At 65.7% G+C, this 25290-nt stretch carries 20 protein-coding genes and 3 rRNA genes; 22 read left to right on the plus strand and 1 reads right to left on the minus strand.

Annotated elements, in window-relative coordinates; genetic code table 11:
* Window positions 1-83 precede the first annotated feature (83 nt).
* The 3 genes from ASD13_RS06175 to rrf all read left to right on the plus strand — a co-directional run bounded on the left by ASD13_RS06175 (window position 84) and on the right by rrf (window position 5359).
* Window positions 84-1607, plus strand: a 16S ribosomal RNA gene (locus tag ASD13_RS06175).
* A gap of 422 nt (window positions 1608-2029) precedes the next feature.
* Window positions 2030-5134: ribosomal RNA gene (locus ASD13_RS06180) — 23S ribosomal RNA — on the plus strand.
* Between the two features lie 108 nt (window positions 5135-5242).
* Window positions 5243-5359 (plus strand): 5S ribosomal RNA (gene rrf, locus ASD13_RS06185).
* The 16S, 23S and 5S rRNA genes sit together here, the layout of an rRNA operon.
* Window positions 5360-5520: 161 nt before the next feature.
* On the opposite strand, the gene ASD13_RS17345 is transcribed toward rrf, so the two are convergent.
* Window positions 5521-6765 (minus strand): hypothetical protein, encoded by a 1245-nt coding sequence (locus tag ASD13_RS17345; protein ID WP_157535594.1) that lies wholly within the window; start codon window positions 6763-6765, stop codon window positions 5521-5523.
* Between the two features lie 6 nt (window positions 6766-6771).
* On the opposite strand from ASD13_RS17345, the gene ASD13_RS06195 reads away from it, so the two are divergent.
* From ASD13_RS06195 to cmk, 19 genes are all read left to right on the plus strand, one after another.
* Window positions 6772-7551: a hypothetical protein gene (locus ASD13_RS06195; protein WP_055867116.1), complete on the plus strand. Its 780-nt coding sequence runs from the start codon at window positions 6772-6774 to the stop codon at window positions 7549-7551.
* The gene (locus ASD13_RS06200; RefSeq protein ID WP_055867119.1) at window positions 7551-8588 is read left to right on the plus strand and encodes an HAD-IIA family hydrolase; all 1038 of its coding nucleotides are present in this window, start codon (window positions 7551-7553) and stop codon (window positions 8586-8588) included. The genes ASD13_RS06195 and ASD13_RS06200 overlap by 1 nt, the downstream gene beginning before the upstream one ends.
* Window positions 8589-8640: 52 nt before the next feature.
* The gene (locus ASD13_RS17555) at window positions 8641-8817 is read left to right on the plus strand and encodes a hypothetical protein (RefSeq protein ID WP_200942461.1); all 177 of its coding nucleotides are present in this window, start codon (window positions 8641-8643) and stop codon (window positions 8815-8817) included.
* Window positions 8814-9611 carry a TlyA family RNA methyltransferase gene (locus ASD13_RS06205; RefSeq protein WP_055867122.1) on the plus strand — a complete coding sequence of 266 codons (798 nt, stop codon included), beginning with the start codon at window positions 8814-8816 and terminating at the stop codon, window positions 9609-9611. Before ASD13_RS17555 ends, ASD13_RS06205 begins: the two co-directional genes overlap by 4 nt.
* A complete protein-coding gene (locus ASD13_RS06210; RefSeq protein ID WP_055867128.1) occupies window positions 9608-10528 on the plus strand; it encodes an NAD kinase in 921 nt (306 codons plus the stop codon). Before ASD13_RS06205 ends, ASD13_RS06210 begins: the two co-directional genes overlap by 4 nt.
* Before the next feature lie 13 nt (window positions 10529-10541).
* On the plus strand, window positions 10542-12233 hold the full coding sequence (gene recN, locus ASD13_RS06215; protein WP_055867130.1) for a DNA repair protein RecN: 1692 nt from the start codon (window positions 10542-10544) through the stop codon (window positions 12231-12233).
* A 17-nt stretch (window positions 12234-12250) separates the two neighbouring features.
* The gene (locus ASD13_RS06220) at window positions 12251-13945 is read left to right on the plus strand and encodes a CTP synthase (protein ID WP_017830134.1); all 1695 of its coding nucleotides are present in this window, start codon (window positions 12251-12253) and stop codon (window positions 13943-13945) included.
* Window positions 13938-14519 carry an NUDIX domain-containing protein gene (locus ASD13_RS06225; protein ID WP_055867133.1) on the plus strand — a complete coding sequence of 194 codons (582 nt, stop codon included), beginning with the start codon at window positions 13938-13940 and terminating at the stop codon, window positions 14517-14519. Before ASD13_RS06220 ends, ASD13_RS06225 begins: the two co-directional genes overlap by 8 nt.
* Window positions 14520-14521: 2 nt before the next feature.
* The gene (xerD, locus tag ASD13_RS06230; RefSeq protein WP_055867136.1) at window positions 14522-15424 is read left to right on the plus strand and encodes a site-specific tyrosine recombinase XerD; all 903 of its coding nucleotides are present in this window, start codon (window positions 14522-14524) and stop codon (window positions 15422-15424) included.
* 152 nt (window positions 15425-15576) lie between these two features.
* Window positions 15577-16593, plus strand: a complete 1017-nt coding sequence (locus ASD13_RS06235; protein WP_055867139.1) for a hypothetical protein — start codon at window positions 15577-15579, stop codon at window positions 16591-16593.
* Window positions 16593-18236 (plus strand): hypothetical protein, encoded by a 1644-nt coding sequence (locus ASD13_RS06240; protein WP_055867141.1) that lies wholly within the window; start codon window positions 16593-16595, stop codon window positions 18234-18236. Before ASD13_RS06235 ends, ASD13_RS06240 begins: the two co-directional genes overlap by 1 nt.
* Window positions 18233-18913 carry an ABC transporter ATP-binding protein gene (locus tag ASD13_RS06245; protein WP_017830139.1) on the plus strand — a complete coding sequence of 227 codons (681 nt, stop codon included), beginning with the start codon at window positions 18233-18235 and terminating at the stop codon, window positions 18911-18913. The genes ASD13_RS06240 and ASD13_RS06245 overlap by 4 nt, the downstream gene beginning before the upstream one ends.
* Window positions 18910-20247, plus strand: coding sequence for an ABC transporter permease (locus ASD13_RS06250; protein WP_082531428.1), 1338 nt, complete (start codon window positions 18910-18912; stop codon window positions 20245-20247). Before ASD13_RS06245 ends, ASD13_RS06250 begins: the two co-directional genes overlap by 4 nt.
* Window positions 20248-20355: 108 nt before the next feature.
* Window positions 20356-21189 carry a ParA family protein gene (locus ASD13_RS06255; protein WP_174799605.1) on the plus strand — a complete coding sequence of 278 codons (834 nt, stop codon included), beginning with the start codon at window positions 20356-20358 and terminating at the stop codon, window positions 21187-21189.
* The gene (locus ASD13_RS06260) at window positions 21173-22030 is read left to right on the plus strand and encodes a segregation and condensation protein A (protein ID WP_017830142.1); all 858 of its coding nucleotides are present in this window, start codon (window positions 21173-21175) and stop codon (window positions 22028-22030) included. Before ASD13_RS06255 ends, ASD13_RS06260 begins: the two co-directional genes overlap by 17 nt.
* Window positions 22020-22634: an SMC-Scp complex subunit ScpB gene (gene scpB, locus ASD13_RS06265; RefSeq protein WP_055867144.1), complete on the plus strand. Its 615-nt coding sequence runs from the start codon at window positions 22020-22022 to the stop codon at window positions 22632-22634. The genes ASD13_RS06260 and scpB overlap by 11 nt, the downstream gene beginning before the upstream one ends.
* Window positions 22631-23437 (plus strand): pseudouridine synthase, encoded by an 807-nt coding sequence (locus ASD13_RS06270; protein WP_055867147.1) that lies wholly within the window; start codon window positions 22631-22633, stop codon window positions 23435-23437. The genes scpB and ASD13_RS06270 overlap by 4 nt, the downstream gene beginning before the upstream one ends.
* Window positions 23434-24570 (plus strand): prephenate dehydrogenase, encoded by a 1137-nt coding sequence (locus tag ASD13_RS06275; protein ID WP_055867150.1) that lies wholly within the window; start codon window positions 23434-23436, stop codon window positions 24568-24570. Before ASD13_RS06270 ends, ASD13_RS06275 begins: the two co-directional genes overlap by 4 nt.
* On the plus strand, window positions 24563-25282 hold the full coding sequence (gene cmk / locus ASD13_RS06280; protein WP_157535595.1) for a (d)CMP kinase: 720 nt from the start codon (window positions 24563-24565) through the stop codon (window positions 25280-25282). Before ASD13_RS06275 ends, cmk begins: the two co-directional genes overlap by 8 nt.
* The last annotated feature ends 8 nt before the right edge of the window (window positions 25283-25290 follow it).

The raw sequence follows: 25290 nt of genomic DNA on the forward strand, positions 1-25290 counted from the left end.
ATGAAGTCAGCAATGAATTTGTCTCTTTGGTCAGCATCAAACTCGCTGCGTCACCGTTTTCCCGGTGGGGTATGCATTTCTTTTTTACGGAGAGTTTGATCCTGGCTCAGGATGAACGCTGGCGGCGTGCTTAACACATGCAAGTCGAACGGTGAACACGGAGCTTGCTCTGTGGGATCAGTGGCGAACGGGTGAGTAACACGTGAGCAACCTGCCCCTGACTCTGGGATAAGCGCTGGAAACGGCGTCTAATACTGGATATGTGACGTGACCGCATGGTCTGCGTCTGGAAAGAATTTCGGTTGGGGATGGGCTCGCGGCCTATCAGCTTGTTGGTGAGGTAATGGCTCACCAAGGCGTCGACGGGTAGCCGGCCTGAGAGGGTGACCGGCCACACTGGGACTGAGACACGGCCCAGACTCCTACGGGAGGCAGCAGTGGGGAATATTGCACAATGGGCGCAAGCCTGATGCAGCAACGCCGCGTGAGGGACGACGGCCTTCGGGTTGTAAACCTCTTTTAGCAGGGAAGAAGCGAAAGTGACGGTACCTGCAGAAAAAGCGCCGGCTAACTACGTGCCAGCAGCCGCGGTAATACGTAGGGCGCAAGCGTTATCCGGAATTATTGGGCGTAAAGAGCTCGTAGGCGGTTTGTCGCGTCTGCTGTGAAATCCGGAGGCTCAACCTCCGGCCTGCAGTGGGTACGGGCAGACTAGAGTGCGGTAGGGGAGATTGGAATTCCTGGTGTAGCGGTGGAATGCGCAGATATCAGGAGGAACACCGATGGCGAAGGCAGATCTCTGGGCCGTAACTGACGCTGAGGAGCGAAAGGGTGGGGAGCAAACAGGCTTAGATACCCTGGTAGTCCACCCCGTAAACGTTGGGAACTAGTTGTGGGGTCCATTCCACGGATTCCGTGACGCAGCTAACGCATTAAGTTCCCCGCCTGGGGAGTACGGCCGCAAGGCTAAAACTCAAAGGAATTGACGGGGACCCGCACAAGCGGCGGAGCATGCGGATTAATTCGATGCAACGCGAAGAACCTTACCAAGGCTTGACATATACGAGAACGGGCCAGAAATGGTCAACTCTTTGGACACTCGTAAACAGGTGGTGCATGGTTGTCGTCAGCTCGTGTCGTGAGATGTTGGGTTAAGTCCCGCAACGAGCGCAACCCTCGTTCTATGTTGCCAGCACGTAATGGTGGGAACTCATGGGATACTGCCGGGGTCAACTCGGAGGAAGGTGGGGATGACGTCAAATCATCATGCCCCTTATGTCTTGGGCTTCACGCATGCTACAATGGCCGGTACAAAGGGCTGCAATACCGCGAGGTGGAGCGAATCCCAAAAAGCCGGTCCCAGTTCGGATTGAGGTCTGCAACTCGACCTCATGAAGTCGGAGTCGCTAGTAATCGCAGATCAGCAACGCTGCGGTGAATACGTTCCCGGGTCTTGTACACACCGCCCGTCAAGTCATGAAAGTCGGTAACACCTGAAGCCGGTGGCCTAACCCTTGTGGAGGGAGCCGTCGAAGGTGGGATCGGTAATTAGGACTAAGTCGTAACAAGGTAGCCGTACCGGAAGGTGCGGCTGGATCACCTCCTTTCTAAGGAGCATCTGACTCTTCGGAGTCCAGAACCCAGATCGAAGGCATACGTTCTTCGCTGGGAGCTCATGGGTGGAACATTTGACATGGTGCGAAGGATGTTGTTCTTCTCCAGTACGCCACTTCGGTGGTTGGAACGGGGAGGGTGGCGGATGTCGCACCTGCACGCTGTTGGGTCCTGAGGGACCGGATGCGCTTTGACCTTCGGGTTGGAAGCATTTGGTTACTCTGGGCCTCTTTCTGTTTCCCCGTTTGCGGGGTTGTGGATAGGGGCACCGCCCGTACTTTGAGAACTACACAGTGGACGCGAGCATCTTGCAGCTGATCTTCGGATCGGTTGCACAAGATGATCTTAAAGATCATTAGTCAATTTCATTCCAGGCTTTCGAGTCTGGAGTCGATTCTGATTCAAACTCATGTGATTTCAAGTCTTTAAGAGCAAACGGTGGATGCCTTGGYATCTGGAGCCGAAGAAGGACGTAGCAATCTGCGATAAGCCTCGGGGAACTGATAAGCAAGTTTTGATCCGAGGGTGTCCGAATGGGGAAACCCCGCTGGGCGGCGTGCCGACCTAGTGACTCCCGCCTGAATATATAGGGCGGGTAGAGGGAACGTGGGGAAGTGAAACATCTCAGTACCCACAGGAAGAGAAAGCAACCGCGATTCCGTTAGTAGTGGCGAGCGAAACCGGAACAGGCTAAACCTAGCGTGTGTGATAGCCGGCAGGCGTTGCACGTTGGGGGTTGTGGGACTTTTCAGTCATCTCTGCCGAGATGGCGGCGTTACAAGAAGGTATAGACGAACGGTCTTGAAAGGCCGGTCATAGAGGGTGCCAACCCCGTAGTCGAAATGCCTCTCTTGGCGCGAAGAGTATCCCAAGTAGCACGGGGCCCGTGAAATCCCGTGTGAATCTGTCAGGACCACCTGATAAGCCTAAATACTCCCAGATGACCGATAGCGGACAAGTACCGTGAGGGAAAGGTGAAAAGTACCCCGGGAGGGGAGTGAAATAGTACCTGAAACCGTTTGCTTACAAACCGTTGGAGCCTCCTTAGTAGGGGTGACAGCGTGCCTTTTGAAGAATGAGCCTGCGAGTTAGCGATATGTGGCGAGGTTAACCCGTGTGGGGTAGCCGTAGCGAAAGCGAGTCTGAATAGGGCGATTCAGTCGCATGTCCTAGACCCGAAGCGAAGTGATCTATCCATGGCCAGGTTGAAGCGACGGTAAGACGTCGTGGAGGACCGAACCCACTTAGGTTGAAAACTGAGGGGATGAGCTGTGGATAGGGGTGAAAGGCCAATCAAACTTCGTGATAGCTGGTTCTCTCCGAAATGCATTTAGGTGCAGCGTTGCGTGTTTCTTGCCGGAGGTAGAGCTACTGGATGGCCGATGGGCCCTACAAGGTTACTGACGTCAGCCAAACTCCGAATGCCGGTAAGTGAGAGCGCAGCAGTGAGACTGTGGGGGATAAGCTTCATAGTCGAGAGGGAAACAACCCAGACCACCAACTAAGGTCCCAAAGCGCGTGCTAAGTGGGAAAGGATGTGGAGTTGCCTTGACAACCAGGAGGTTGGCTTAGAAGCAGCCACCCTTGAAAGAGTGCGTAATAGCTCACTGGTCAAGTGATTCCGCGCCGACAATGTAACGGGGCTCAAGCACGCCACCGAAGTTGTGGCATTGACATTATTGGTAGGCCTTCGTGGTCCAGCCGTGTTGATGGGTAGGAGAGCGTCGTGTGGCCAGCGAAGCGGCGGTGTAAACCAGCCGTGGAGGCTACACGAGTGAGAATGCAGGCATGAGTAGCGAATGACGTGTGAGAAACACGTCCTCCGAAAGACCAAGGGTTCCAGGGTCAAGCTAATCTTCCCTGGGTAAGTCGGGACCTAAGGCGAGGCCGACAGGCGTAGTCGATGGACAACGGGTTGATATTCCCGTACCGGCGAAGAACCGCCCAAGCTAATCCAGTAGTGCTAAGTGTCTGAATCCCAGTGACTGATCCCTTCGGGGTGACGCTCTGGGCCTAGCGCACGACCCCATTCTGGTGCGGTTAGCGTATTAACAGGTGTGACGCAGGAAGGTAGCCCAAGCCAGGCGATGGTTGTCCTGGTGCAAGTGCGTAGGCCGAGTCGTAGGCAAATCCGCGATTCACATAGGCTGAGACACGATGCGGATAAAAAGTGGGTGATCCTATGCTGCCAAGAAAAGCATCGACGCGAGGTTCTAGCCGCCCGTACCCCAAACCGACTCAGGTGGTCAGGTAGAGAATACCAAGGAGATCGAGAGAATCGTGGTTAAGGAACTCGGCAAAATGCCCCCGTAACTTCGGGAGAAGGGGGGCCTTCGGCGTATAGGGATTTACTCCCGAAAGCGTTTGGAGGCCGCAGAGACTAGTGGGTAGCGACTGTTTACTAAAAACACAGGTCCGTGCCAAGTCGCAAGACGATGTATACGGACTGACGCCTGCCCGGTGCTGGAAGGTTAAGAGGACCGGTTAGCCGCAAGGCGAAGCTGAGAATTTAAGCCCCAGTAAACGGCGGTGGTAACTATAACCATCCTAAGGTAGCGAAATTCCTTGTCGGGTAAGTTCCGACCTGCACGAATGGCGTAACGACTTCCCAACTGTCTCAACCGCGAACTCGGCGAAATTGCATTACGAGTAAAGATGCTCGTTACGCGCAGCAGGACGGAAAGACCCCGTGACCTTTACTACAGCTTGGTATTGGTGTTCGGTGTGGCTTGTGTAGGATAGGTGGGAGACTTTGAAGCATGGACGCTAGTTCGTGTGGAGTCATTGTTGAAATACCACTCTGGTCACTCTGGATATCTAACTTCGAACCGTAATCCGGTTCAGGGACAGTGCCTGGTGGGTAGTTTAACTGGGGCGGTTGCCTCCCAAAAAGTAACGGAGGCGCCCAAAGGTTCCCTCAACCTGGTTGGCAATCAGGTGTCGAGTGTAAGTGCACAAGGGAGCTTGACTGTGAGACTGACAGGTCGAGCAGGGACGAAAGTCGGGACTAGTGATCCGGCAGTGGCTTGTGGAAGCGCTGTCGCTCAACGGATAAAAGGTACCTCGGGGATAACAGGCTGATCTTGCCCAAGAGTCCATATCGACGGCATGGTTTGGCACCTCGATGTCGGCTCGTCGCATCCTGGGGCTGGAGTAGGTCCCAAGGGTTGGGCTGTTCGCCCATTAAAGCGGTACGCGAGCTGGGTTTAGAACGTCGTGAGACAGTTCGGTCCCTATCCGCTGCGCGCGTAGGAAATTTGAGAGGATCTGACCCTAGTACGAGAGGACCGGGTTGGACGAACCTCTGGTGTGTCAGTTGTTCCGCCAGGAGCACCGCTGATTAGCTACGTTCGGGATGGATAACCGCTGAAAGCATCTAAGCGGGAAGCCGGCCTCAAGATGAGATTTCCATACCTTCGGGTGAGAGGCTCCCAGCCAGACTACTGGGTTGATAGGCCAGATGTGGAAGTGCAGTAATGCATGCAGCTGACTGGTACTAATAAGCCGATGACTTGATAACACACCGTTTGTTGGTGCTACGCGTCCACTGAGTGGTTCTCGATGTACGGTCGAGAACCGCATAACAACAATGACTTTGTTATGTGTTTGATTGAAACATCAATAGTGTTTCGGCGGCCATAGCGTGAGGGAAACGCCCGGTTACATTCCGAACCCGGAAGCTAAGCCTCACAGCGCCGATGGTACTGCAGGGGGGACCCTGTGGGAGAGTAGGACACCGCCGGACTCCTTTTAGTCAAAATGGCCACCCATCGTTGGGTGGCCATTTTGCGTTTACACGAAGAGAACAGGGAGCATCATGCCAGAAGAGGAAGCCTCACCGTCCGCGCGGTCNGTACTGCAGGGGGGACCCTGTGGGAGAGTAGGACACCGCCGGACTCCTTTTAGTCAAAATGGCCACCCATCGTTGGGTGGCCATTTTGCGTTTACACGAAGAGAACAGGGAGCATCATGCCAGAAGAGGAAGAGCGCCGTCCGCGTCGCAACGACGACAGTGGATCGCGCGGGAACCGGGCTTCTGGCGGACGCTCCGGCAACAGCCGAGACGCCGCAGCTCCGCGCCGTGAGGGTGGCGGGTACAACCGTGATGGTGGTGCCCCGCGCCGCGAAGGTGGCTACAACCGTGACGGTGCAGCTCCGCGCCGCGAGGGTGGCTACAACCGGGACGGTGCAGCTCCCCGTCGTGAAGGTGGCTACAACCGTGACGGTGGTGCTCCCCGCCGCGAGGGTGGCTACAACCGTGATGGTGCAGCTCCCCGTCGTGAGGGTGGCTACAACCGTGACGGCGCGGCTCCCCGTCGCGAGGGTGGCGGGTACAACCGTGATGGTGGTGCCCCGCGCCGCGAGGGTGGCTATAACCGTGATGGTGGTGCCCCGCGCCGCGAAGGTGGCTACAACCGTGACGGTGCAGCTCCCCGCCGCGAGGGCGGCTACAACCGTGATGGTGGTGCCCCGCGCCGCGAAGGCGGGTACAACCGTGACGGTGCAGCTCCGCGTCGCGAGGGCGGCTACAACCGTGATGGTGCAGCTCCCCGCCGCGAGGGCGGTTACAACCGTGATGGTGCAGCTCCGCGCCGCGAGGGCGGTTACAACCGTGATGGTGCAGCTCCCCGCCGCGAAGGTGGCTACAACCGTGATGGTGCAGCTCCGCGCCGCGAGGGCGGTTACAACCGGGACGGTGCAGCTCCCCGTCGCGAGGGCGGCTACAACCGTGATGGTGCAGCTCCCCGCCGCGAAGGTGGCTACAACCGTGATGGTGCAGCTCCCCGTCGCGAGGGCGGTTACAACCGTGATGGTGCAGCTCCGCGTCGCGAGGGCGGCTACAACCGTGATGGTGCAGCTCCCCGCCGCGAAGGTGGCTACAACCGTGATGGTGCAGCTCCGCGTCGCGAGGGCGGGTACAACCGTGATGGTGGTGCCCCGCGCCGCGAAGGCGGCGACCGCGACAAGTCTCGGTCTTTCCCGCAGCGTGGGGGAGCGGGCAGGGAGCGTCCGGCTCAGGCGGCGAACGAGCGTCCGCGGTTCGATGAGCCGCAGATCCCCGATGAGGTCACGGCGCGTGATCTCAATGGGGCAGCTCGCAACGAGCTCAAGACTCTGAGCAAGGAGAACGCCGAGCACGTCGCCCGTCATCTGGCGATGGCCTCCCGCCTCATCGACGAGGATCCCGCACTGGCTCACGAGCATGCGCTGGCTGCGTCGCGACGTGCCGGCCGCATCGCGATCGTCCGGGAGACTCTCGGCATCACCGCGTATGCCACGGAGGACTTCGCCCTCGCTCTGCGCGAGCTGCGCACCTACCGCCGCATCTCGGGCAAGGACGATCAGATCGCTCTGATGGTCGACAGCGAGCGCGGCATCGGTCGTTCCGACCGTGCTCTCGAGACCGGACGAGCCGTCGATCGCTCCGCGCTCGACACGCCGGTCCGCGTCGCGCTGGCGATCGCGATGTCGGGCGCTCGCCTCGACCAGGGCGATCTCGAACTCGCACTCGGCGAGCTCGAGATCCCCGAGCTCGACCCCGATCGCGCATTCGAATGGAGCCCGGCTCTGTTCGCCGCTCGTGCCGCTGTCCTCGAAGATCTCGGACGCACGGACGAGGCGGAGTTCTGGGCTCATCGCGCCGAGGTGGCCGCCGAGGCGCTGGGCGTCGATGAAGCCGGCGACGAGGAGATCTTCATCGAAGACAGCCTCATCGAAGGCGAGTTCCCGGACGACGAGGACGGCGCACAGGGCGTCGCCGCGGCGACCTCTGACGATCTCGCTCCTGATGGTGCTGAGGAAGAGTCGGATGTCGAAGAGGAGAGCGCCTCTGACGACGACGACGACGCGTCTGCGGAAGCGGACCCGACGGTCGAAGACGAGGTGCGCGAGCTTCTCGGCGAAGACGAGGACGAAGACTCGGACCCGGAGGCGTAGTGGCGCTGTTCTCTCGGAAGCGATCCCCGCGCACTCCGCTCGACGGGGTCGACACGGTTCTCGCTGATCTCGATGGTGTGGTGTACGCAGGGCCTGGCGCGCTGCCGTTCGCGGTGGACAGCCTCAACGAGGCGGCGAAGTCGGCCCGGCTCGGCTACATCACGAACAACGCGGCACGCACGGACGCCTCGGTCGCAGCGCACCTGAGCAGTCTCGGGCTGCGTGTCCAGGCATCCGATGTCGTCACCAGCCCGCAGGCCGCGATGCGACTGATGGCGCAGATCGTCCCCGCGCCGGCGACGATCCTCGTCATCGGCGGCGACGGCCTGGTCGACGAGGTGCAGAAGGCCGGCTACACGGTCACGCGAAGCGCCGAGGACTCGCCGAGCGCTGTCGTGCAGGGGTTCGCTCCCGAGGTGGCATGGACGGATCTCGCCGAGGCGGCATACGCGCTCAAGCTTCCCGAGGACGAAGGCGGCATCCCGTGGATCGCCACCAACACGGACTGGACGATTCCGCGCGAACGCGGCGTCGCGCCGGGCAACGGGACGCTCGTCTCGGCCGTGCACACGGCCATCGGCAGGCTCGCGACGGTCGCGGGGAAGCCGGAGGAGCCGATCTTCCGTGAGGCCCTCGCGCGCTTCGGCGCGAAGAAGGCGCTCTTCATCGGGGACCGCCTCGACACCGACATCATGGGAGCGAGTCGTGTCGGTATCGACTCGGTGCTGGTGCTCACGGGCATCGATCGTCCGAAGCATGTGCTGGCTGCACCGGAGGGTTCGCGTCCCACCTACATCCTCGGCGACCTCCGTGAGCTCCATGCCCCGTACCCCGAGGTGATCGAGCAGGGCGGTGTGTTCCACGTGAACGGTGCCGCCGTGCGCGTCTCGGGAGCGGATGTCGAGATCGTCGCGGAGTCGGGCGAGCAGATCGATCTGCTGCGCGCGGGTGCCGCCGCCATCTGGGCATCCGGGACCCCGGTGTTCGTGCTGCGGGTACCCGAGCGTCTGTACGACGATCCCTTCCATCGCCCCTGAGGCGGCTCGCGTGGCTCCCTCCGGCGTCGGAGGCGCCGCGTACAGTAGAACCGTGAGCGATGAGACGACGAGCACGCCGACCGATGGTCTGTGGAGTCGACTGCGCCTGATCGAGGGCCAGCCGCTTCCGGCGCGAGCCGATGCGTACTCAGCCCTCCACGACGAGCTTTCACGTCGCCTCGACAGCGGCGCGAAGCTCGAGCAGCGGGAGACTTCGGGATCCCGATGACGCGACTCGACGCCGCCCTCGCCGCCCGAGGACTCGCCCGTTCGCGCAGCCACGCGGCCACCCTCATCTCCGAGGGGCTCGTGAGCGTGGACGGCCGCCCCGTCGTGAAGGCGTCCACCGCTGTCGACGACGCGGCGGAGATCACGATCGCCGGGGCCGACCACTACGTCGGGCGCGCCGCCCACAAGCTCATCGCCGGTCTCGACGGCTTCGCGATCCCGGTCCAGGGGCGTCTCGCGCTCGACATGGGCGCATCCACCGGGGGCTTCACCCAGGTGCTGCGGGAACGCGGAGCACGCAGAGTGCTGGCCGTCGACGTCGGGCACGGGCAGCTCGCCCCGACCATCGCCGCCGACCCGGGAGTGGTGGCCGTCGAGGGCTACAACGTGCGCCACATGACTCGCGAGAACCTTACTGCTGCCACGGGTGAGGCTGAGGCGCCCGACCTCATCGTCGGAGACCTCTCGTTCATCTCCCTCGAACTCGTCCTCCCCGCCGTCGCCGCCGTGGGCACAGCGGAATCCGACATCCTGCTGCTCGTGAAGCCCCAGTTCGAGGTCGGGCGCACCGCCGTCCGCGGGGGACTGGTCACGGATCCCGCCACGCGCGCGGATGCGGTGTCGCGAACAGTCTGGAGCGCCTGGGACGCAGGGCTCGGAATGCTCGGCATCCTTCCCTCCCCGATCCTCGGAACGCACGGCAACGCCGAGTATCTCGTGCATCTCGCGCCGGGCCGGGGAAGCAATCCGACAGAATGGCTGGACAGCATCAACCGACTGGCAGGAGGACGATGAACGAGCGCAGCATCCTGGTCGTCGCCCACGCGGGCCGTGTGGACACCGTCGAGGCCGCCCGCCGGGTGATCGATGCGCTGAGAGACGCGGACGCACGGCCCGTCCTCGCCGCCGATGATCACGAGGCCCTCGTCGCCGTCGACCCGTTCTTCGCCGAGACCGAGGTGCTCGGCGTCTCCGTCGACCCGTCCGACCTCGAACTGGCCATCGTGCTGGGCGGTGACGGGACGATCCTGCGTGCGGCGGAACTCGTGCGAGACAGCGGTGCGCCGGTGCTCGGCATCAACATGGGGCACGTCGGCTTCCTCGCCGAGATCGATCGTGACGACATGGACAAAGCCGTGCGTCGTGTCATCGACCGTGACTACGAGGTCGAGGAGCGACTGGCGCTGTCGGTGCGTGTGAAGGATGCCGACGGCACCGTGGTCTACGAGACCTGGGCCCTCAACGAGGCCACCGTCGAGAAGGCGAGCCGAGAGCGGATGATCGAGGTCGTCCTCGAGATCGACGGCCGACCGCTGTCGAGCTTCGGCTGCGACGGCATGGTCGTGTCCACCCCCACGGGCTCGACCGCCTACAACTTCTCGGCCGGGGGCCCGGTCATCTGGCCCAGCGTCGAGGCGATCGCCGTGGTGCCGTTGTCCGCCCACGCTCTGTTCGCCAAGCCGCTCGTCGTCAGCCCCGATGCCTCCGTCGCGATCGAGATGCTCGAGCGCACCGACGGCTCGGGCATTCTGTGGTGCGACGGCCGGCGCTCGCACGATCTGCCGCCGGGCGCTCGCGTCGTGGTGCGTCGGTCGTCGCGTCCGGTGAGGCTCGCGCGTCTGCATCCGACGGCGTTCACCGATCGCCTCGTGCGCAAGTTCCAGTTGCCCGTAGAAGGATGGCGTGGCCAAGCCCCGGGGGCATCGTCGTGATCGAGGAGACGTCATGATCGAGGAGATGCGGATGCAGGGACTCGGTGTCATCGCCGATGCCGTGTTGCCGCTCGGCCCCGGATTCACCGCGATCACCGGCGAGACGGGTGCGGGCAAGACCATGGTCGTCACCGGCCTCGGACTGCTGCTGGGTCAGCGTGCCGATTCCGGAGCGGTGCGTGCCGGCGCCGCACAGGCATCGGTGGCCGGCGTCTGGATCGTCCCCGCCGCCGGCAGCGTCGCGGAGATCGTCGCCGATGCCGGTGGCGAGCTCGAGCCCGTCGGAGCCGGGAGCGCAGAGCTCTACGTGTCGCGCACGCTGAGCGCGGAGGGCCGCAGCCGTGCGAGCGTGGGGGGACGCGCCGCGCCCGCCGGTGTGCTCTCGTCGCTCGCGGAAGAGCTCGTCGTCGTCCATGGCCAGTCCGAGCAGCTGCGTCTGCGCTCGGCCGCGGCTCAACGCGATGCCCTCGACCGCTTCGGCGGCTCTCCGATCACGGACGCCGTGGACCGTTACGCCCAGGCCTTCGCACGCTGGCGGACCCTCGACAGCGAGATCACGGAGATCACCGAGAACCGGGTCCGTCGAGCCGAAGAGGCCGCGCGTCTTCGGGAGGCCATCGCCCTCATCGAGGCGACGGCGCCCGAGCCGGGGGAGGACGAGGAGCTCACTGCGCGCGCGGAGCGTCTCGCCAATGCCGAAGAGCTGCGTCTCGCGGCCTCCCTCGCCCACGGCGCGCTCTCGAACGAAGAGGGCGAGCCCGATGCCTCGGCCCTCGTCGCCGAGGCGCGTCGCGTGCTGGAGAGGGCGTCCGATGCCCAGCTGACCGCGATCGGGGAGAACCTCGCCGACATCGGCTACCGGATCGCCGACACCGCCGGCCTCCTCTCCGCCTATCTCGCAGACCTCGATGAGACCGGTCCGCATGAGCTCGCCGCCGTCGAGGAACGCCGTGCCGCCCTCGGCACCCTGATCCGTGCGCACGGATCTCTCGACGAAGCCCTGGCCCTCTGGCAGACCGGATCCGCTCGATTGGCCGAGCTCGATGACGACGGAGATCGCATCGAACGCCTCATCGCCGAGCGGGATGCGGCGCGGAGCGAGCTCGACGCACACGCCGACGCCCTGACGGCAGCGCGCACCGAGGCCGCGTCCCGGCTCGGTGCGGCCGTGACCGAAGAGCTGCACGCACTCGCGATGCCGGACGCGCGCCTGGAGGTCGTGGTCTCCGAAGGAGCGGAGAGCGCGCACGGTCGCGACGATGTCGCGATCCTCCTCGCTCCTCACCCCGGTGCGGAGCCGCGCTCCGTCTCGAAAGGTGCGTCCGGTGGCGAGCTCTCGCGCGTGATGCTCGCCATCGAAGTGGTGATCGCCGCGACGGATCCGGTTCCGACCTTCGTCTTCGACGAGGTCGATGCGGGCATCGGCGGAGCGGCGGCTATCGAAGTCGGGCGGCGACTCGCCCGGCTCGCCGAGAAGTCGCAGGTCATCGCGGTGACGCATCTCGCACAGGTCGCTGCCTTCGCGAACAACCATCTCTCGGTCGTCAAAGCCAATGACGGCGCGGTCACGGCCTCCAGTGTGCGGCGTCTGGAGGGGGAGGAGCGGGAAGCCGAGATGGCGCGTCTGCTGTCGGGACTCGCCGATTCCGATGCCGCTCTGACCCATGCCCGCGAACTTCTCAGCCTCCGCGTCCCCACTGCCTGATAGGATCGAAGCCCGTGATGAACTCTTCTTCTGCGGGACCCAAGAACGACACGACCAAGCACATCTTCGTGACTGGTGGTGTCGTTTCGTCTTTGGGTAAGGGACTGACGGCTGCCAGCCTCGGCAACCTCCTCACTGCTCGCGGTCTGCGCGTCGTGATGCAGAAGCTCGACCCGTACCTGAACGTCGATCCGGGCACGATGAACCCCTTCCAGCACGGCGAGGTTTTCGTGACGGATGACGGGGCAGAGACCGATCTCGACATCGGACACTACGAGCGCTTCCTCGACATCAACCTGTCCGAGGCGGCCAACGTCACCACCGGTCAGATCTACTCGCAGGTCATCGCGCGCGAGCGCCGCGGCGAGTACCTCGGCGACACCGTGCAGGTCATCCCGCACATCACCGACGAGATCAAGCGCCGCATGCGGCTGCAGGCCTCTGAGGAGCCGCGCCCCGACGTGATCATCACCGAGGTCGGCGGCACCGTCGGCGACATCGAGTCCCAGCCGTTCCTCGAGTCCGCCCGCCAGCTGCGCCACGAGCTCGGACGCGACAGCGTCTTCTTCGTGCACGTGTCGCTCGTGCCGTTCATGGGCGCGTCGGGGGAGCAGAAGACCAAGCCGACCCAGCACTCGGTCGCAGCCCTCCGCCAGGTCGGCATCCAGCCGGATGCGCTGGTGCTGCGCAGCGACCGTCCGGTGAGCGCGAGCAACCGCAACAAGATCGCGCTGATGTGCGACGTCGACGTCGAGGGTGTCATCAACACCGTCGATCTGCCGAGCATCTACGACATCCCCTCGACGCTGAACGACCAGGGTCTCGACTCGTACATCGTGCGCCGCCTGGGCCTGGACCAGAAGGCGGCCGACGTCGACTGGACCCGCTGGAACAAGGTGCTGCACGCGGTGCACAACCCCAAGCACGAGGTGACGATCGGTCTGGTCGGCAAGTACATCGACCTGCCGGACGCCTACCTCTCGGTGACCGAGGCGCTCAAGGCCGGCGGCTTCGCGCAGGAGACCAAGGTCAACATCCGCTGGATTCCCTCCGACCTCTGCGAGACGCCGGAAGGCGCCCAGGAGCAGCTGGCCGAGCTCGACGGCATCTGCGTGCCCGGCGGATTCGGTATCCGCGGCATCGAAGGCAAGCTCGGCGCGCTGAAGTTCGCGCGCGAGCAGGGCATCCCGACGCTCGGCCTCTGCCTCGGACTGCAGTGCATGGTCATCGAGTACGCCCGCGACGTGGCCGGAATCGTCGGTGCCTCATCGAGCGAGTTCGACCCGGACACCGCAGAGCCCGTCATCGCGACGATGGCCGAGCAGGTCGACATCCTCGACGGCGGCGACCTGGGTGGCACCATGCGCCTCGGTCTGTACCAGGCCGCACTCGCCGAGGGATCGCTCGCCCGTGACCTCTACGGCGCGCCCGAGGCATCCGAGCGCCACCGTCACCGCTACGAGGTGAACAACGCCTACCGCGACCGTCTCTCGGCAGCAGGACTGGTGTTCTCAGGCCTCAACCCTGAACTCGACCTGGTCGAGTACGTCGAGCTGCCGCGCGACGTGCACCCGTACTACATCGCCACCCAGGCGCACCCCGAGCTGCGTTCGCGTCCGACTGCCCCGCACCCGCTGTTCCGCGGCCTGGTCGGCGCGGCGATCGAGCGGCACCGTGCAAGCGAGCTGTTCGACGTCAGCGCGGATGACTGAGTCGACGGAGAACCTCCGGGACGAGCCCTTCGAGCCGGAGGTTCTCCACAGCGATCTCGTCTACCGGGGCAGCGTCTGGGACGTGCGCTCCGACCGCGTGCGCTACGGCGAGGGCGAGATCGTTCGGCAGTACGTCGATCACACCGGCGCGGTGGCGATCGTCGCGCTCGACGACGAGGGGCGCGTGCTGCTGATCCAGCAGTATCGCCATCCGATCCGGCACCGTGACTGGGAGCTTCCAGCCGGGCTGCTCGACGTGGAGGGGGAGGAGCCTCTCGCTGCCGCCCGACGCGAGCTCGCCGAGGAGGCCGACCTGGTCGCCGCGCACTGGGAGCCGCTGGTCTCCTCATGGACGACTCCCGGCGGGAATGACGAGATCATCCACCTGTTCCTCGCGACCGGGGTCGCATCGGCCGGATCGCCACACGATCGCGAAGACGAGGAAGCGGACATCCGTGTGGAGTGGGTGCCGCTGGCCGAGGCCGTCTCCGCCGTGCTCGAGGGGCGGATGCGCAACGGCATCCTCGCGATCGGTGTGCTCGCAGCCGCACAGAGGCTCCGCGACCGGAGCTGACGATGCTGCTCGAGCGCGCCCTCGACGCCTACCTGCGTCATGTCACGGTCGAGCGCGGACTGAGCGCGCACACGATCGCGGCGTACCGACGTGACCTCGGGACATACCGTGAGTGGCTGGTCGCCGAGGGGATCGGCGACACCGCGGAGGTGACACCCGCGGTGATCGATCGGTTCATCGGTGAGCGGGCCTCGGCGGAGCCGCCCCCGGCCTCGACGAGCCTGGCCAGACTGCAGTCCTCGGTGCGAGGGTGGCATCGCTTCCTGGCGCGGGAGGGCATCGAGGTCGATGACCCGAGCGCCCGTCTCCGTCCGCCGAAGGCGCCGCAACGGCTTCCCAAGGCGCTGACCATAGAACAGGTCGAGCGCCTGCTCTCGGCGCCCTTAGGCGAAGAACCTCTCGGCATCCGTGATCGTGCTCTGCTCGAACTCCTCTACGCGACCGGCGCGCGCGTGTCGGAGGCGATCGACCTCGATGTGGACGATCTGGCTCACGGCGACGTCCTGCGGCTGAGGGGCAAAGGGTCGAAGGAGCGCATCGTGCCCCTGGGGTCTTACGCGCGCACCGCCGTGGACGCCTATCTGACGCGCGTGCGCCCGGGGCTCGCCATGAAGGGACGGGCATCGGCCCGACTCTTCCTCGGTGCTCGTGGAGCCCCGCTTTCCCGCCAGAGCGCGTGGCTGGTCATCCGGGCCGCCGCCGAGCGCGCCCAGATCACCACCGACGTCTCGCCGCACACCCTGCGGCATTCGTTCGCGACGCACCTCCTGCAGGGAGGTGCCGACGTGCGCGTGGTGCAGGAGCTGCTCGGCCATTCCTCCGTCGCGACCACGCAGATCTACACGCACGTCTCGGTCGACGCCCTCCGCGACATCTACGCGACCTCGCATCCCCGCGCGCGCTGAGGGGAGAGGTCCGTTATCGGACGCGCCAGGGGCATCGCCCGGATTCTTCACGACGCGTGATTTATCATCCCTCAGGTGGATGCGGGGCCCGCGTCTGACGATTTAGCGTGGAGGGCTCCGGCCATCTTCGGTCGTACAAAGGAGTCTTTCGCATGCGTTCCACCGTTCCTCTCGCCGCGCTCGCGGCGTCCGCCATGGTGTTCATCCTCACGGGCTGCGGAGGCGCGTCCTCCGACGACAAGCTCAGCTACGAGGACTCGCCGCTGAGCCAGTACCTCTCTGCGGCGTGGGGCGGAGACCTCTCGCAGGAGGAGCAGCAGAAGAAGATGGAGAAGGAGCAGGCCCAGGTCGAGGAACTGGTCGCGCAGTGCATGGCCGACGAAGGGTTCGAGTACACACCGAACGCCAGCAACGGCACCGTCATCTCGGATGGCGGCGAGTGGGAGCCCGAGAAGCGGGAGTGGGTCGAGAAGTACGGCTACGGGTACGTCAACAGCCCGTTCGCGGAGCAGGTCGAGGAGAACCCATCCGAGGAGGAGAACTCCGACCCCAACGCCGACTACGTCTCCTCGCTCTCGGAGTCGGAGCAGACCGCGTTCTACGAGACGCTCTACGGCCCGAGCCCGGCGGAGGACGAGATGGCCGAGGACGGCAGCTACGAGTACAGCTGGGAGGACGCCGGCTGCCAGGGCTGGGCGCAGCATGAGGTCCAGGGCGACGACATCACGCAGTCCGAGGAGTTCGGTGCCCTGCGCACGAAGATGGAGGAGCTGACGACGGCGTCGCAGGAGTCCCCGGAGCTGGCCGACCTCAACGCGGAGTGGGCGTCGTGCATGGCAGACAAGGGTGAGCCCGGCTTCACGAAGCAGGCCGAGGCGGCGGAGTCGATCATGGAGGAGCAGAACAAGATCTATGAGACGGCCTACGGCGACGGCTCGGAGCCTGTCGACACCGAAGCCGCCGATTTCGAGGACCCGAGCAAGAGCCCGGAGATGAAGGCGCTCGGGGAGCGGGAGCTGAAGCTGGCCCTCATCGATCTCGACTGCCGTGAGAAGACTTCCTTCGCGACGAAGTCCCTGGAGATCCAGTTCGCGCTCGAGGAGAAGTTCATCGCCGAGAACAAGACGGAGCTCGAGGCGTTCAAGGCCGCTGCAGAGCAGAGCAAGTGATGCGCGAGGACGATACCCCGACCACGAAGTTCCCCACCGATTCCACGCCTGAATCCGAACCCGAATCCACGGCCGCATCCACGGCGGAGACGACGGCGTTCTCCGAACTCATCGACGGCACCGAGCCTGATCCCGATGCCGAGGAGAAGGCGACGGAGGCGGACACCTCTCGCGTGAGCGGGTGGGGCCGGGTGCTGCGGGGGAATCGTGCACTCTGGATCGTGGCGCTCATCGCCGTGGTGTGCCTGGTCGCGGGGCTGCTCGTCGGCCGCTTCCTGATGTCGCCGGACGCCTCCAGTGCCGATGCACCCGAACCCGGCCTCGTCACGGCGCCGGTCGATTTCGGCCCGCTCAGCAACGACGTGACGCTGCGTGCGGATGTCGGATACGCGGACGCGGTCGAGGTGAAGCTCGACACGTCGGCGTTCTCCGGCGCGGCGGTGGTCACGGGTCAGGTCCCTGAGGTCGGAGCCACTCTCACCCCGCTCTCGATCGCCCTCGAGGTGGTCGGGAGGCCGGTCATCGTGCTTCCGGGTGAGCTCCCCTCGTACCGCACGCTGCGGTTCGGGGTCTCCGGCCCGGACGTGCTCCAGCTGAAGCAGGCACTCACGAGCGTCGGGATCGGGGTCGGCGACGTGAACTCGAACGTGTTCGATCGGGCCACGGCTGATGCGGTCGCCCAGCTGTACGCGCAGGCGGGATATCCCGTGCCCTCGCCCGAGGACGGCGCGTCCGACGGCGTGCGGGCCGCCGAGGAGGGGGTCCGCGCGGCGCAGACCGGAGTCACGGAGGCCCAGAAGGCGCTGAACGAGGCAGGAGCCGGACCCAGCGCCGTCGAGACCTGGCAGGCCGATGTGAAGGTCGCCGCGGCCCAGCAGGCTCTCGCCAAGGCACAGGGCGGCGATGGAGACGTGCAGCAGGCGCAATGGGATCTGCAGACCGCCCAGCTCGAACGGGACGAGCTCCGCAAGGGCAGGGACACCAGCGCCCAGCGCTCGGCACTCGACTCGGCTCGCGCTCAGGTGACCTCTGCCAATCAGGCTCTCGAAGAGGCTCGTCAGAAGGCGCTTCCCTACCTGCCGGCGAGCGAGGTGCTCTACCTCACTGAACTCCCGCGCCGGGTGGACGCGGTCGGCGTCGAGCGCGGATCGGTGCTGTCGGGCTCGGCCATGACCGTCTCGGGAGCGACGGTGCGTCTGACCGGTGCCGCAGCCGAGGCGGACGCCGCCCTTCTCAGCGCGGGAGCGGAAGGGTCGTTCGAACTCCCAGACGGGACGGCGCATCGTGCCGTGATCACGGAGCTGAAAGCGGGCAAGGACAATAAGGCGCGATGGGAGGTGCTCCTCGATCCCGATCCGCTCACGCCCGAGCAGATCACGCAGCTGCAGGGGAAGAACGTGCGGGTGAAGCTCGCGATCGGCGCGACAGACGGAGACGTGCTCTCCGTTCCTCTCGCCGCACTCACTGCCGGGCCGGGCGGCGAATCCCGTGTGGAGGTCGTCGAGTCCGATCCCCGTGAGGGCAAGGATGCGAAGACGAGGCTCGTCGTCGTCGAGACAGGACTCGCCGCGAAGGGCGCTGTCGAGGTGACGGCCGTCGATGGCGGGCTCGAGGAGAACGACCTGGTGGTGGTCGGGCGGTGACGCCTGCACCTCCGCTCGTCGAGTTCCGCGATGTCACGCGCTCGTTCCCCGGCCCTCCCGAGGTGCAGGCGCTCAAGGCCGCGACGCTCACCGTGGAAGCGGGAGACTACATCTCCATCGTCGGACCCAGTGGATCGGGCAAATCGACCATGCTCAACCTTCTCGGGCTGCTCGATCGTCCGAGTGTGGGGGAGTACCGGCTTGCGGGTTCGCTCACCGGTGACCTCACCGAGGACGAGCGGGCGGCGGTGCGCGCGCGGTTCATCGGCTTCGTCTTCCAGTCGTTCCACCTGCTCCCGCGGCGCAGCGTGCTCGACAACGTGCTGATGCCCATGCTGTACAGCGGCGTGCCCAGACAGGAGCGCGAGGCCCGTGCACGGGCGGCGTTGACGCGCGTGGGCCTCGGACACCGCATCGACTTCTTCCCCAACTCGCTCTCGGGTGGTGAGCGCCAGCGCGTCGCGGTGGCGCGGGCGGTCGTCAGCAGCCCGCAGCTGCTTCTCGCGGACGAGCCGACGGGAAACCTCGACCAGCGCACCTCGGGCGAGGTGATGGAGCTGTTCGAGGAGCTGAACGCCGAGGGGCTCACCCTCATCGTCATCACCCACGACGATGCGGTGGCCCGGCGTGCCGGCCGCAGCATACGCATCGCCGACGGCCGATTGACGGAACTGTGAAACGCGTGCTGCGGCGTCGCAGGAACATCGAGGAAACCAGCGCCGAGAACTCCGGCGATGAGATCGTGGAGCCGAAGAACTCGGCGGCCGCGCTGCTCCCGGCGGTGAAGCATGCCGATCGGTTCACGTTCGAGGACCTCGTGGCCGAGGCCACGGCCGACATCGGCTCACGACCGGCACGGCTCGTCATGACCATCCTCGGCACGGTCCTCGGTATCGCTTCGCTGGTCGCGACGCTCGGCTTCGCGCAGACCGCTGCCGCGCAGATCGCGAGACAGTTCGACGGCGTCGCTGCGACGCAGGTGGTCGTCACCCCGGCCAAGGCGCAGTCCGGCAAGGGGAACACGACGGTCGCGACCGGGCGGCTGCCGTGGGACTCTCCCGAGCGCGTGAAGCTGTTGGCCGGTGTGGACAGTGCCGCACTGATCGCCCCGGTCGAGCTCGCGGACGGCGAGACGATCACGGCCGTGCCGGTGAACGATCCGTCGGCGCCGATCACGGCATCGCCCAAGCTCTTCGCCACCACGCAGGACCTTCCGGAGACGGTGGACGGCGACCTCGTGACCGGTCGCTTCTTCGATGACGGACATGACGCCCGTGGCGACCGCGTCGCGGTTCTGGGACAGCGCGCGGCCGAGCGGATGGGGATCAACCGCGTCGATTCGCAGCCCTCGATCTTCATCGCCGGTGTCTCGTATTCCGTCATCGGCATCATCGAGGGCATGGATCGCCGTTCCGAGTTCGTGGACGGGGTCATCATCCCTCAGGGGTCCGCCCGCGCCGACTTCGGACTCACCGCGCCCTCCGAGCTGACGATCCACATCGCGCTCGGGGCGGGGCCGCAGGTCGCGGAGCAGGCGGTGCTGGCCCTCCAGCCCGACGACCCCGACTCGCTCGAGGCGCGGTCACCGGCGGCATCGTCCGACCTCAGCCAGAACGTGCAGGCCGACGTCAACGTCGTGTTCCTCATCCTGGGCGTCATCGCTCTGCTCGCCGGTGGTCTCGGCATCGCCAACGTCACCCTGCTGTCTGTGATGGAGCGCATCGGCGAGATCGGCCTGCGGCGGGCGCTCGGCGCGACCCGGCGACAGATCGGCGCGCAGTTCATGGTGGAGTCCATCGTCATCGGGTTCATCGGCGGCATCATCGGGTCGGCGCTCGGCGTGCTCGCGGTGATCGCCGTCGCGGCGGTGCAGGGGTGGTCGCCCGTGACCGATCCTCTGGTGGCCGTCGCCGGGACACTCCTGGGGGCGCTGGTCGGATGGGCATCCGGATGGTACCCGGCACGTCGTGCAGCCCGCATCGAGCCGGTCGCCGCGTTGCGCGGCGTGTGAGAGGGGGCCCGGCCGGTACAATCGACCAAGCACGAAGGAGCAGGAGAACGGGTGGCTGAGAAAGTGGCGAAGTCCAGGGCGAAGGCGCAGAAGGCCGACGAGACCCCCATGGGACCCACCGGCCGCCCGTATCACGGGTTCCCGATCCCCGGGCCGTTGAAGTCGCACGGTCCTGCGCGCATCATCGCGCTGTGCAACCAGAAGGGCGGCGTCGGCAAGACGACGACCTCGATCAACCTGGCCGCGGCTCTCGCCGAGTACGGCCGGAAGGTCCTCGCCGTCGACTTCGACCCGCAGGGTGCGCTCTCGGCCGGCCTCGGCATCCCGACGCACGATGTGCCGACGATCTACGACCTGCTGCTGGACACCAAGCGCGACGCGCACGACGCGATCGTGCACTCGAGCGTCGAGGGTCTCGACGTCATGCCGGCCAACATCGATCTCTCCGCCGCCGAGGTGCACCTCGTCAACGAGGTGGCACGTGAGACGATCCTCGCCCGTGTCCTCCGCCAGGTGGCGGGGGAGTACGACGTCATCCTCATCGACTGCCAGCCCTCGCTCGGCATCCTCACCGTCAACGCGCTGACGGCCGCTCACGGCGTGATCATCCCGCTCGAGTGCGAGTTCTTCGCGCTGCGCGGTGTGGCGCTGCTGATCGAGACCATCGACAAGGTGCGCGATCGGTTGAACCCGTCGATCACGATGGACGGCCTGCTGGCGACGATGTACGACCCGCGCACGCTGCACTCTCGCGAGGTGCTCGAGCGCGTCGTCGAAGCGTTCGGCGACGACGTGCTGGAGACCGTGATCGGCCGCACCGTGAAGTTCCCGGATGCCTCGGTCTCGGGTGTGCCCATCACCGAGTTCGCCCCCGAGCACGCCGCCGCTCAGGCCTACCTGCGGCTGGCGCGGGAGCTGGTCGCCCGTGGCGCCGTCGCCTAGCGAAAGACCTGTCGACGCGTCGCCCGAGGAGGGCGCAGGCGATTCCGCGTCTGCCGACACCGCAGGCTTCCGGGTCTCGCTGTCGAACTTCGACGGTCCTTTCGACCTGCTGCTGAACCTCATCTCGAAGCACGAGATGGACATCACCGAGGTGTCTCTGAGCGCGGTCACCAACGAGTTCATCGCGTACTTGGGCGCGCTCGACGACGACGACGATCTCGATCAGGCTTCCGAGTTCCTGGTCGTGGCTGCGACACTGCTCGACATGAAGGTGGCAGGGCTTCTGCCGCAGGGCGAGCTGGTGGATGCCGAGGCCGTGGCTCTTCTTGAGGCGCGCGATCTGCTGTTCGCCCGGTTGCTGCAGTACCGGGCCTTCAAGGAGGTCTCGACGTGGTTCGCCCGCTGTCTGCAGCGCGAAGACCGTCGTCATGTGCGTGCCGTCCGCCTCGAGGAGAAGCACCGCCGCCAGACACCGGAGCTCGTCTGGTCGCTGACCGCCGACGACTTCGCCGCGCTCGCGCTGCTGGCCTTCGCGCCGAAAGAGATCCCGCACGTCGGGCTCGACCATCTGCACGCGCCGCTGGTCAGCATCCGCGAACAGGCGGCGATCGTGGTGACGCTGCTGCGCGGCGCCGAGTCGCTGAGCTTCCGCGAGCTCGTCGCCGGCGTGACTGAGCCGGGTATCGTCGTCGCGCGCTTCATCTCGGTGCTGGAGCTGTACCGGCATGCGGCACTGTCCTTCGAACAACTGGAACCGCTCGGCGAGCTGACGCTGCGCTGGGCAGCCGACTCCTGGTCGGATGAGACGCTGGCGACCCTGGGAGCCGACTATGACCGATGACGTGACCGACGAGAGCCTGACACCGGAAAGCACGGACGCGGCGCCGGAGATCCCCCTCTCCGAGCGGATCGAGGCGATCCTGTTCATCGTGGACGAGCCGATCGGTCTCGTCGCACTGGCCGCCGCCGTGGGATCGCCCGTGCCCGCCGTGCGTCAGACGCTCGAGGCGCTCGTCGAGGACTACGACGGTGCGGGCACTGGTCCTCGACGCGGCTTCGAGCTGCGGGAGGTCGGCGGCGGGTGGCGACTGTACGTGCGTGAGGACCTCGACGCCGTGGTGGCCGAGTTCGTCGGCGGACAGGCCCCCGCTCGTCTTTCGCAGGCCGCTCTCGAGACTCTGGCCGTGATCGCCTACAAGCAGCCGGTGACGCGCAGCCAGGTCGCCTCCATCCGCGCGGTGAACGTCGACTCGGTCGTCCGCACCCTCCTCGCCCGAGGCCTGATCACCGAGCTGTTCGCAGACTCCGAGACGGGCGCGCTCAACTACGGCACGACCGACGCGCTCCTCCAGCACCTGGGCATCAACTCGCTCGACGAGCTGCCCCCGATCTCCCCGCTGCTCGATGACGGGGCAGACGGATTCGACGAAGGGACCATCCGATGACCGGCTTCGACGCCTCGACAGACTCCGAGACCGCACCCGAGGGCGTGCGCCTGCAGAAGGTCCTCGCCGGCGCGGGGGTGGCCTCGCGACGCGTGGTCGAGCAGTACATCACCGAGGGGCGCATCCGCGTCAACGGCATCGTCGTCTCCGAGCTCGGCAGGCGGATCGACCCGGAGAACGACCTCGTCGATGTCGACGGCACCGCCGTGCAGCTCGACGTCTCGAAGCGCTACGTCATGCTCAACAAGCCCACCGGCGTCGTCAGTAGCATGAAGGACGAGAGCGGCCGTCCCGACCTCCGTCGCTTCACCGCCGACTACGAGGAGCGTCTGTACAACGTCGGCCGCCTCGATGCCGAGACCAGCGGACTGCTGATCCTCACCAATGACGGCGCCCTCGCGCACGTGCTGGCGCACCCCTCCTTCGGCGTGACCAAGGTGTACATCGCGAAGGTCGAGGGCACCGTGCTGCCTCAGACGATCTCGAAGCTCACCAAGGGCATCGAGCTCGAAGACGGTCCGATCGCGGCGGACAAGGCGCGGCTGCTGGACACGTCTCGCGGGTCGAGCCTGGTGGAGCTGACGCTGCATTCCGGTCGCAACCGGATCGTGCGTCGGATGCTCGCCGCGGTCGGCCACCCCGTCACAGAGCTCGTGCGTCGCCAGTTCGGTCCGCTCCACCTGGGAACCCTCCCGGCCGGGAAGACGCGGGAACTGAGTAAAATCGAACTCGGCGCGCTTTTGACCCTGTCGCGCCGTGATTCCGGTGTCGCCGAGGCGCCAGGCGAGCAGGAGAACGAATGACCGATACGACGAGTGCGCCCACGGGGCGGAGAGCGGGCTTTGTCGCGCCGCGCCTCTCCGGCACCGTCCGCATCGTCGGCGCCGGACTCCTCGGCGCGAGCATCGGGCATGCGCTCCGCACGAAGGGCGTCGACGTCGTGCTGACCGATGCCTCGCCCGCACAGCTCCGCCTCGCCGTCGACTACGGTGCAGGCCGCCTCCCTGCGGAGGACGACTCACCATCTCTGATCGTGGTCGCCGTCCCGCCCGATGTCACGGCCGACGTGATCCAGGTAGAGCTCGAACGGTTCCCGCACGCCGTCGTCACCGACGTCGCCAGCGTGAAGCTCGAGCCGTTTCGCACGCTCCGGGCCCGCGGCGTCGACCTCGCCCGCTACATCGGCTCGCACCCGCTCGCCGGTCGTGAGCGCGGTGGGGCGATCTCGGCCCGCGCAGACCTCTTCATCGGTCGGCCGTGGGTGGTGTGCCGTGACGAGGAGACCAAGGCTTCCGATCTCGCCCTCGTCGAGGCTCTGGCGCTCGATGTGGGAGCGATGCCGCTCGAGATGACTCCGGAGGAGCATGACCGTTCGGTCGCACTGACCTCGCACGTGCCCCAGGTCGTGGCGAGTCTGCTCGCGGGTCGCCTCGCCGAAGCAGAGGAGGGGGCGCTCCGTCTCGCGGGCCAGGGCGTCCGCGACACGACGCGGATCGCGGCATCCGCCCCTGAGCTCTGGGTGCAGATCCTCGGGGCGAACGCCGCACCCGTGGTCGAGATCCTCGACGCGCTCGCGTCCGACCTCGGGGAGATCTCCGACGCCCTTCGCCAGCCCGGGGCTCCCGGCGCCCGCCGCATCGTGGCCGAGACGATCCGTCAGGGCAACGACGGCGTCGAGCGCCTTCCCGGCAAGCACGGACAGAACCAGCGCTTCGAATCGCTCGTCGTCATGGTCGACGACACCGCCGGGCAGCTCGGAAGGCTGTTCGGCGAGCTCGGCGAGCTCGGCGTCAACGTCGAGGATCTCCGCCTCGAGCACTCTCCCGGCGCGCAGTTCGGTCTCGCTGAGATCAGCGTCGATCCGGCAGCGCTGCACGGTGCGATCACCGGACTGCAGGAGCGCGGCTGGCGCATCGCAGGGAGCACCAATGACTGACATCTCGACCTCTGCCGCGGAGAAGCACGTGACCGACGCCCACAAATTCATCGCGATCGACGGCCCGGCCGGCTCCGGCAAGTCCAGTGTGTCGAAGGCCGTCGCCCGCACCCTCGGCTTCGGCTACCTCGACACCGGCTCCGCCTACCGTGCGCTGGCCTGGCATGTACTCGATCAGGGTGCCGACACCGAGGATCCCGAGACTGTTCGCGCCGCGGCATCCGCGTTCCCGCTCACGCTCGGGCTCGACCCCGACGAGCGGACGGTGCTCGTCGGCGACGTCGATGTCACCGAGGCGATCCGCGACCCGCGGGTCTCCGGGGCCGTGAGCGGCGTGGCGCGCGTGCCCGAGGTGCGGGCACAAGTCAACGAGATGTTCCGGCGACTCGTCGCCGAGTCGTCGTACCCCGCCGTCGTGGTCGAAGGGCGGGACATCACGACCGTTGTCGCCCCCGACGCCCCGGTGCGGATCCTTCTCACCGCGGCCCCCGAGGTACGGGCCGCCCGACGTGCCGGCGAACTCGCCGGCGAGAACGCGGCTGCTGTCGCCGCGGCGCTGCACAAGCGCGATGCCTCAGACAGCGCCGTCGTCGACTTCCTCAACGCCGCAGAAGGCGTCGAGGTCGTCGATTCGACGGAACTCGATTTCCCCCAGACCATCGATGCCGTCCTCACGGTGATCGAACGAATCCAAGGAGCACACCGTGGCTGACGACGAAT

The organism is Microbacterium sp. Root1433D1 (assembly GCF_001426835.1).
Classification (GTDB): Bacteria; Actinomycetota; Actinomycetes; order Actinomycetales; family Microbacteriaceae; genus Microbacterium; species Microbacterium maritypicum.

Bases quoted from the DNA above. Each gene is read 5' to 3' on its own strand.
- ASD13_RS17345 (WP_157535594.1), bottom strand. From the start codon at position 6,765: ATGACGGGCGACGTGCTCGGCGTTCTCCTTGCTCAGAGTCTTGAGCTC.
- ASD13_RS06195 (WP_055867116.1), top strand. From the start codon at position 6,772: ATGGCCTCCCGCCTCATCGACGAGGATCCCGCACTGGCTCACGAGCAT.
- ASD13_RS06205 (WP_055867122.1), top strand. From the start codon at position 8,814: ATGACGCGACTCGACGCCGCCCTCGCCGCCCGAGGACTCGCCCGTTCG.
- ASD13_RS06210 (WP_055867128.1), top strand. From the start codon at position 9,608: ATGAACGAGCGCAGCATCCTGGTCGTCGCCCACGCGGGCCGTGTGGAC.
- recN (WP_055867130.1), top strand. From the start codon at position 10,542: ATGATCGAGGAGATGCGGATGCAGGGACTCGGTGTCATCGCCGATGCC.
- ASD13_RS06220 (WP_017830134.1), top strand. From the start codon at position 12,251: ATGAACTCTTCTTCTGCGGGACCCAAGAACGACACGACCAAGCACATC.
- ASD13_RS06225 (WP_055867133.1), top strand. From the start codon at position 13,938: ATGACTGAGTCGACGGAGAACCTCCGGGACGAGCCCTTCGAGCCGGAG.
- xerD (WP_055867136.1), top strand. From the start codon at position 14,522: ATGCTGCTCGAGCGCGCCCTCGACGCCTACCTGCGTCATGTCACGGTC.
- ASD13_RS06235 (WP_055867139.1), top strand. From the start codon at position 15,577: ATGCGTTCCACCGTTCCTCTCGCCGCGCTCGCGGCGTCCGCCATGGTG.
- ASD13_RS06240 (WP_055867141.1), top strand. From the start codon at position 16,593: ATGCGCGAGGACGATACCCCGACCACGAAGTTCCCCACCGATTCCACG.
- ASD13_RS06255 (WP_174799605.1), top strand. From the start codon at position 20,356: ATGGGACCCACCGGCCGCCCGTATCACGGGTTCCCGATCCCCGGGCCG.
- scpB (WP_055867144.1), top strand. From the start codon at position 22,020: ATGACCGATGACGTGACCGACGAGAGCCTGACACCGGAAAGCACGGAC.
- ASD13_RS06270 (WP_055867147.1), top strand. From the start codon at position 22,631: ATGACCGGCTTCGACGCCTCGACAGACTCCGAGACCGCACCCGAGGGC.
- ASD13_RS06275 (WP_055867150.1), top strand. From the start codon at position 23,434: ATGACCGATACGACGAGTGCGCCCACGGGGCGGAGAGCGGGCTTTGTC.
- cmk (WP_157535595.1), top strand. From the start codon at position 24,563: ATGACTGACATCTCGACCTCTGCCGCGGAGAAGCACGTGACCGACGCC.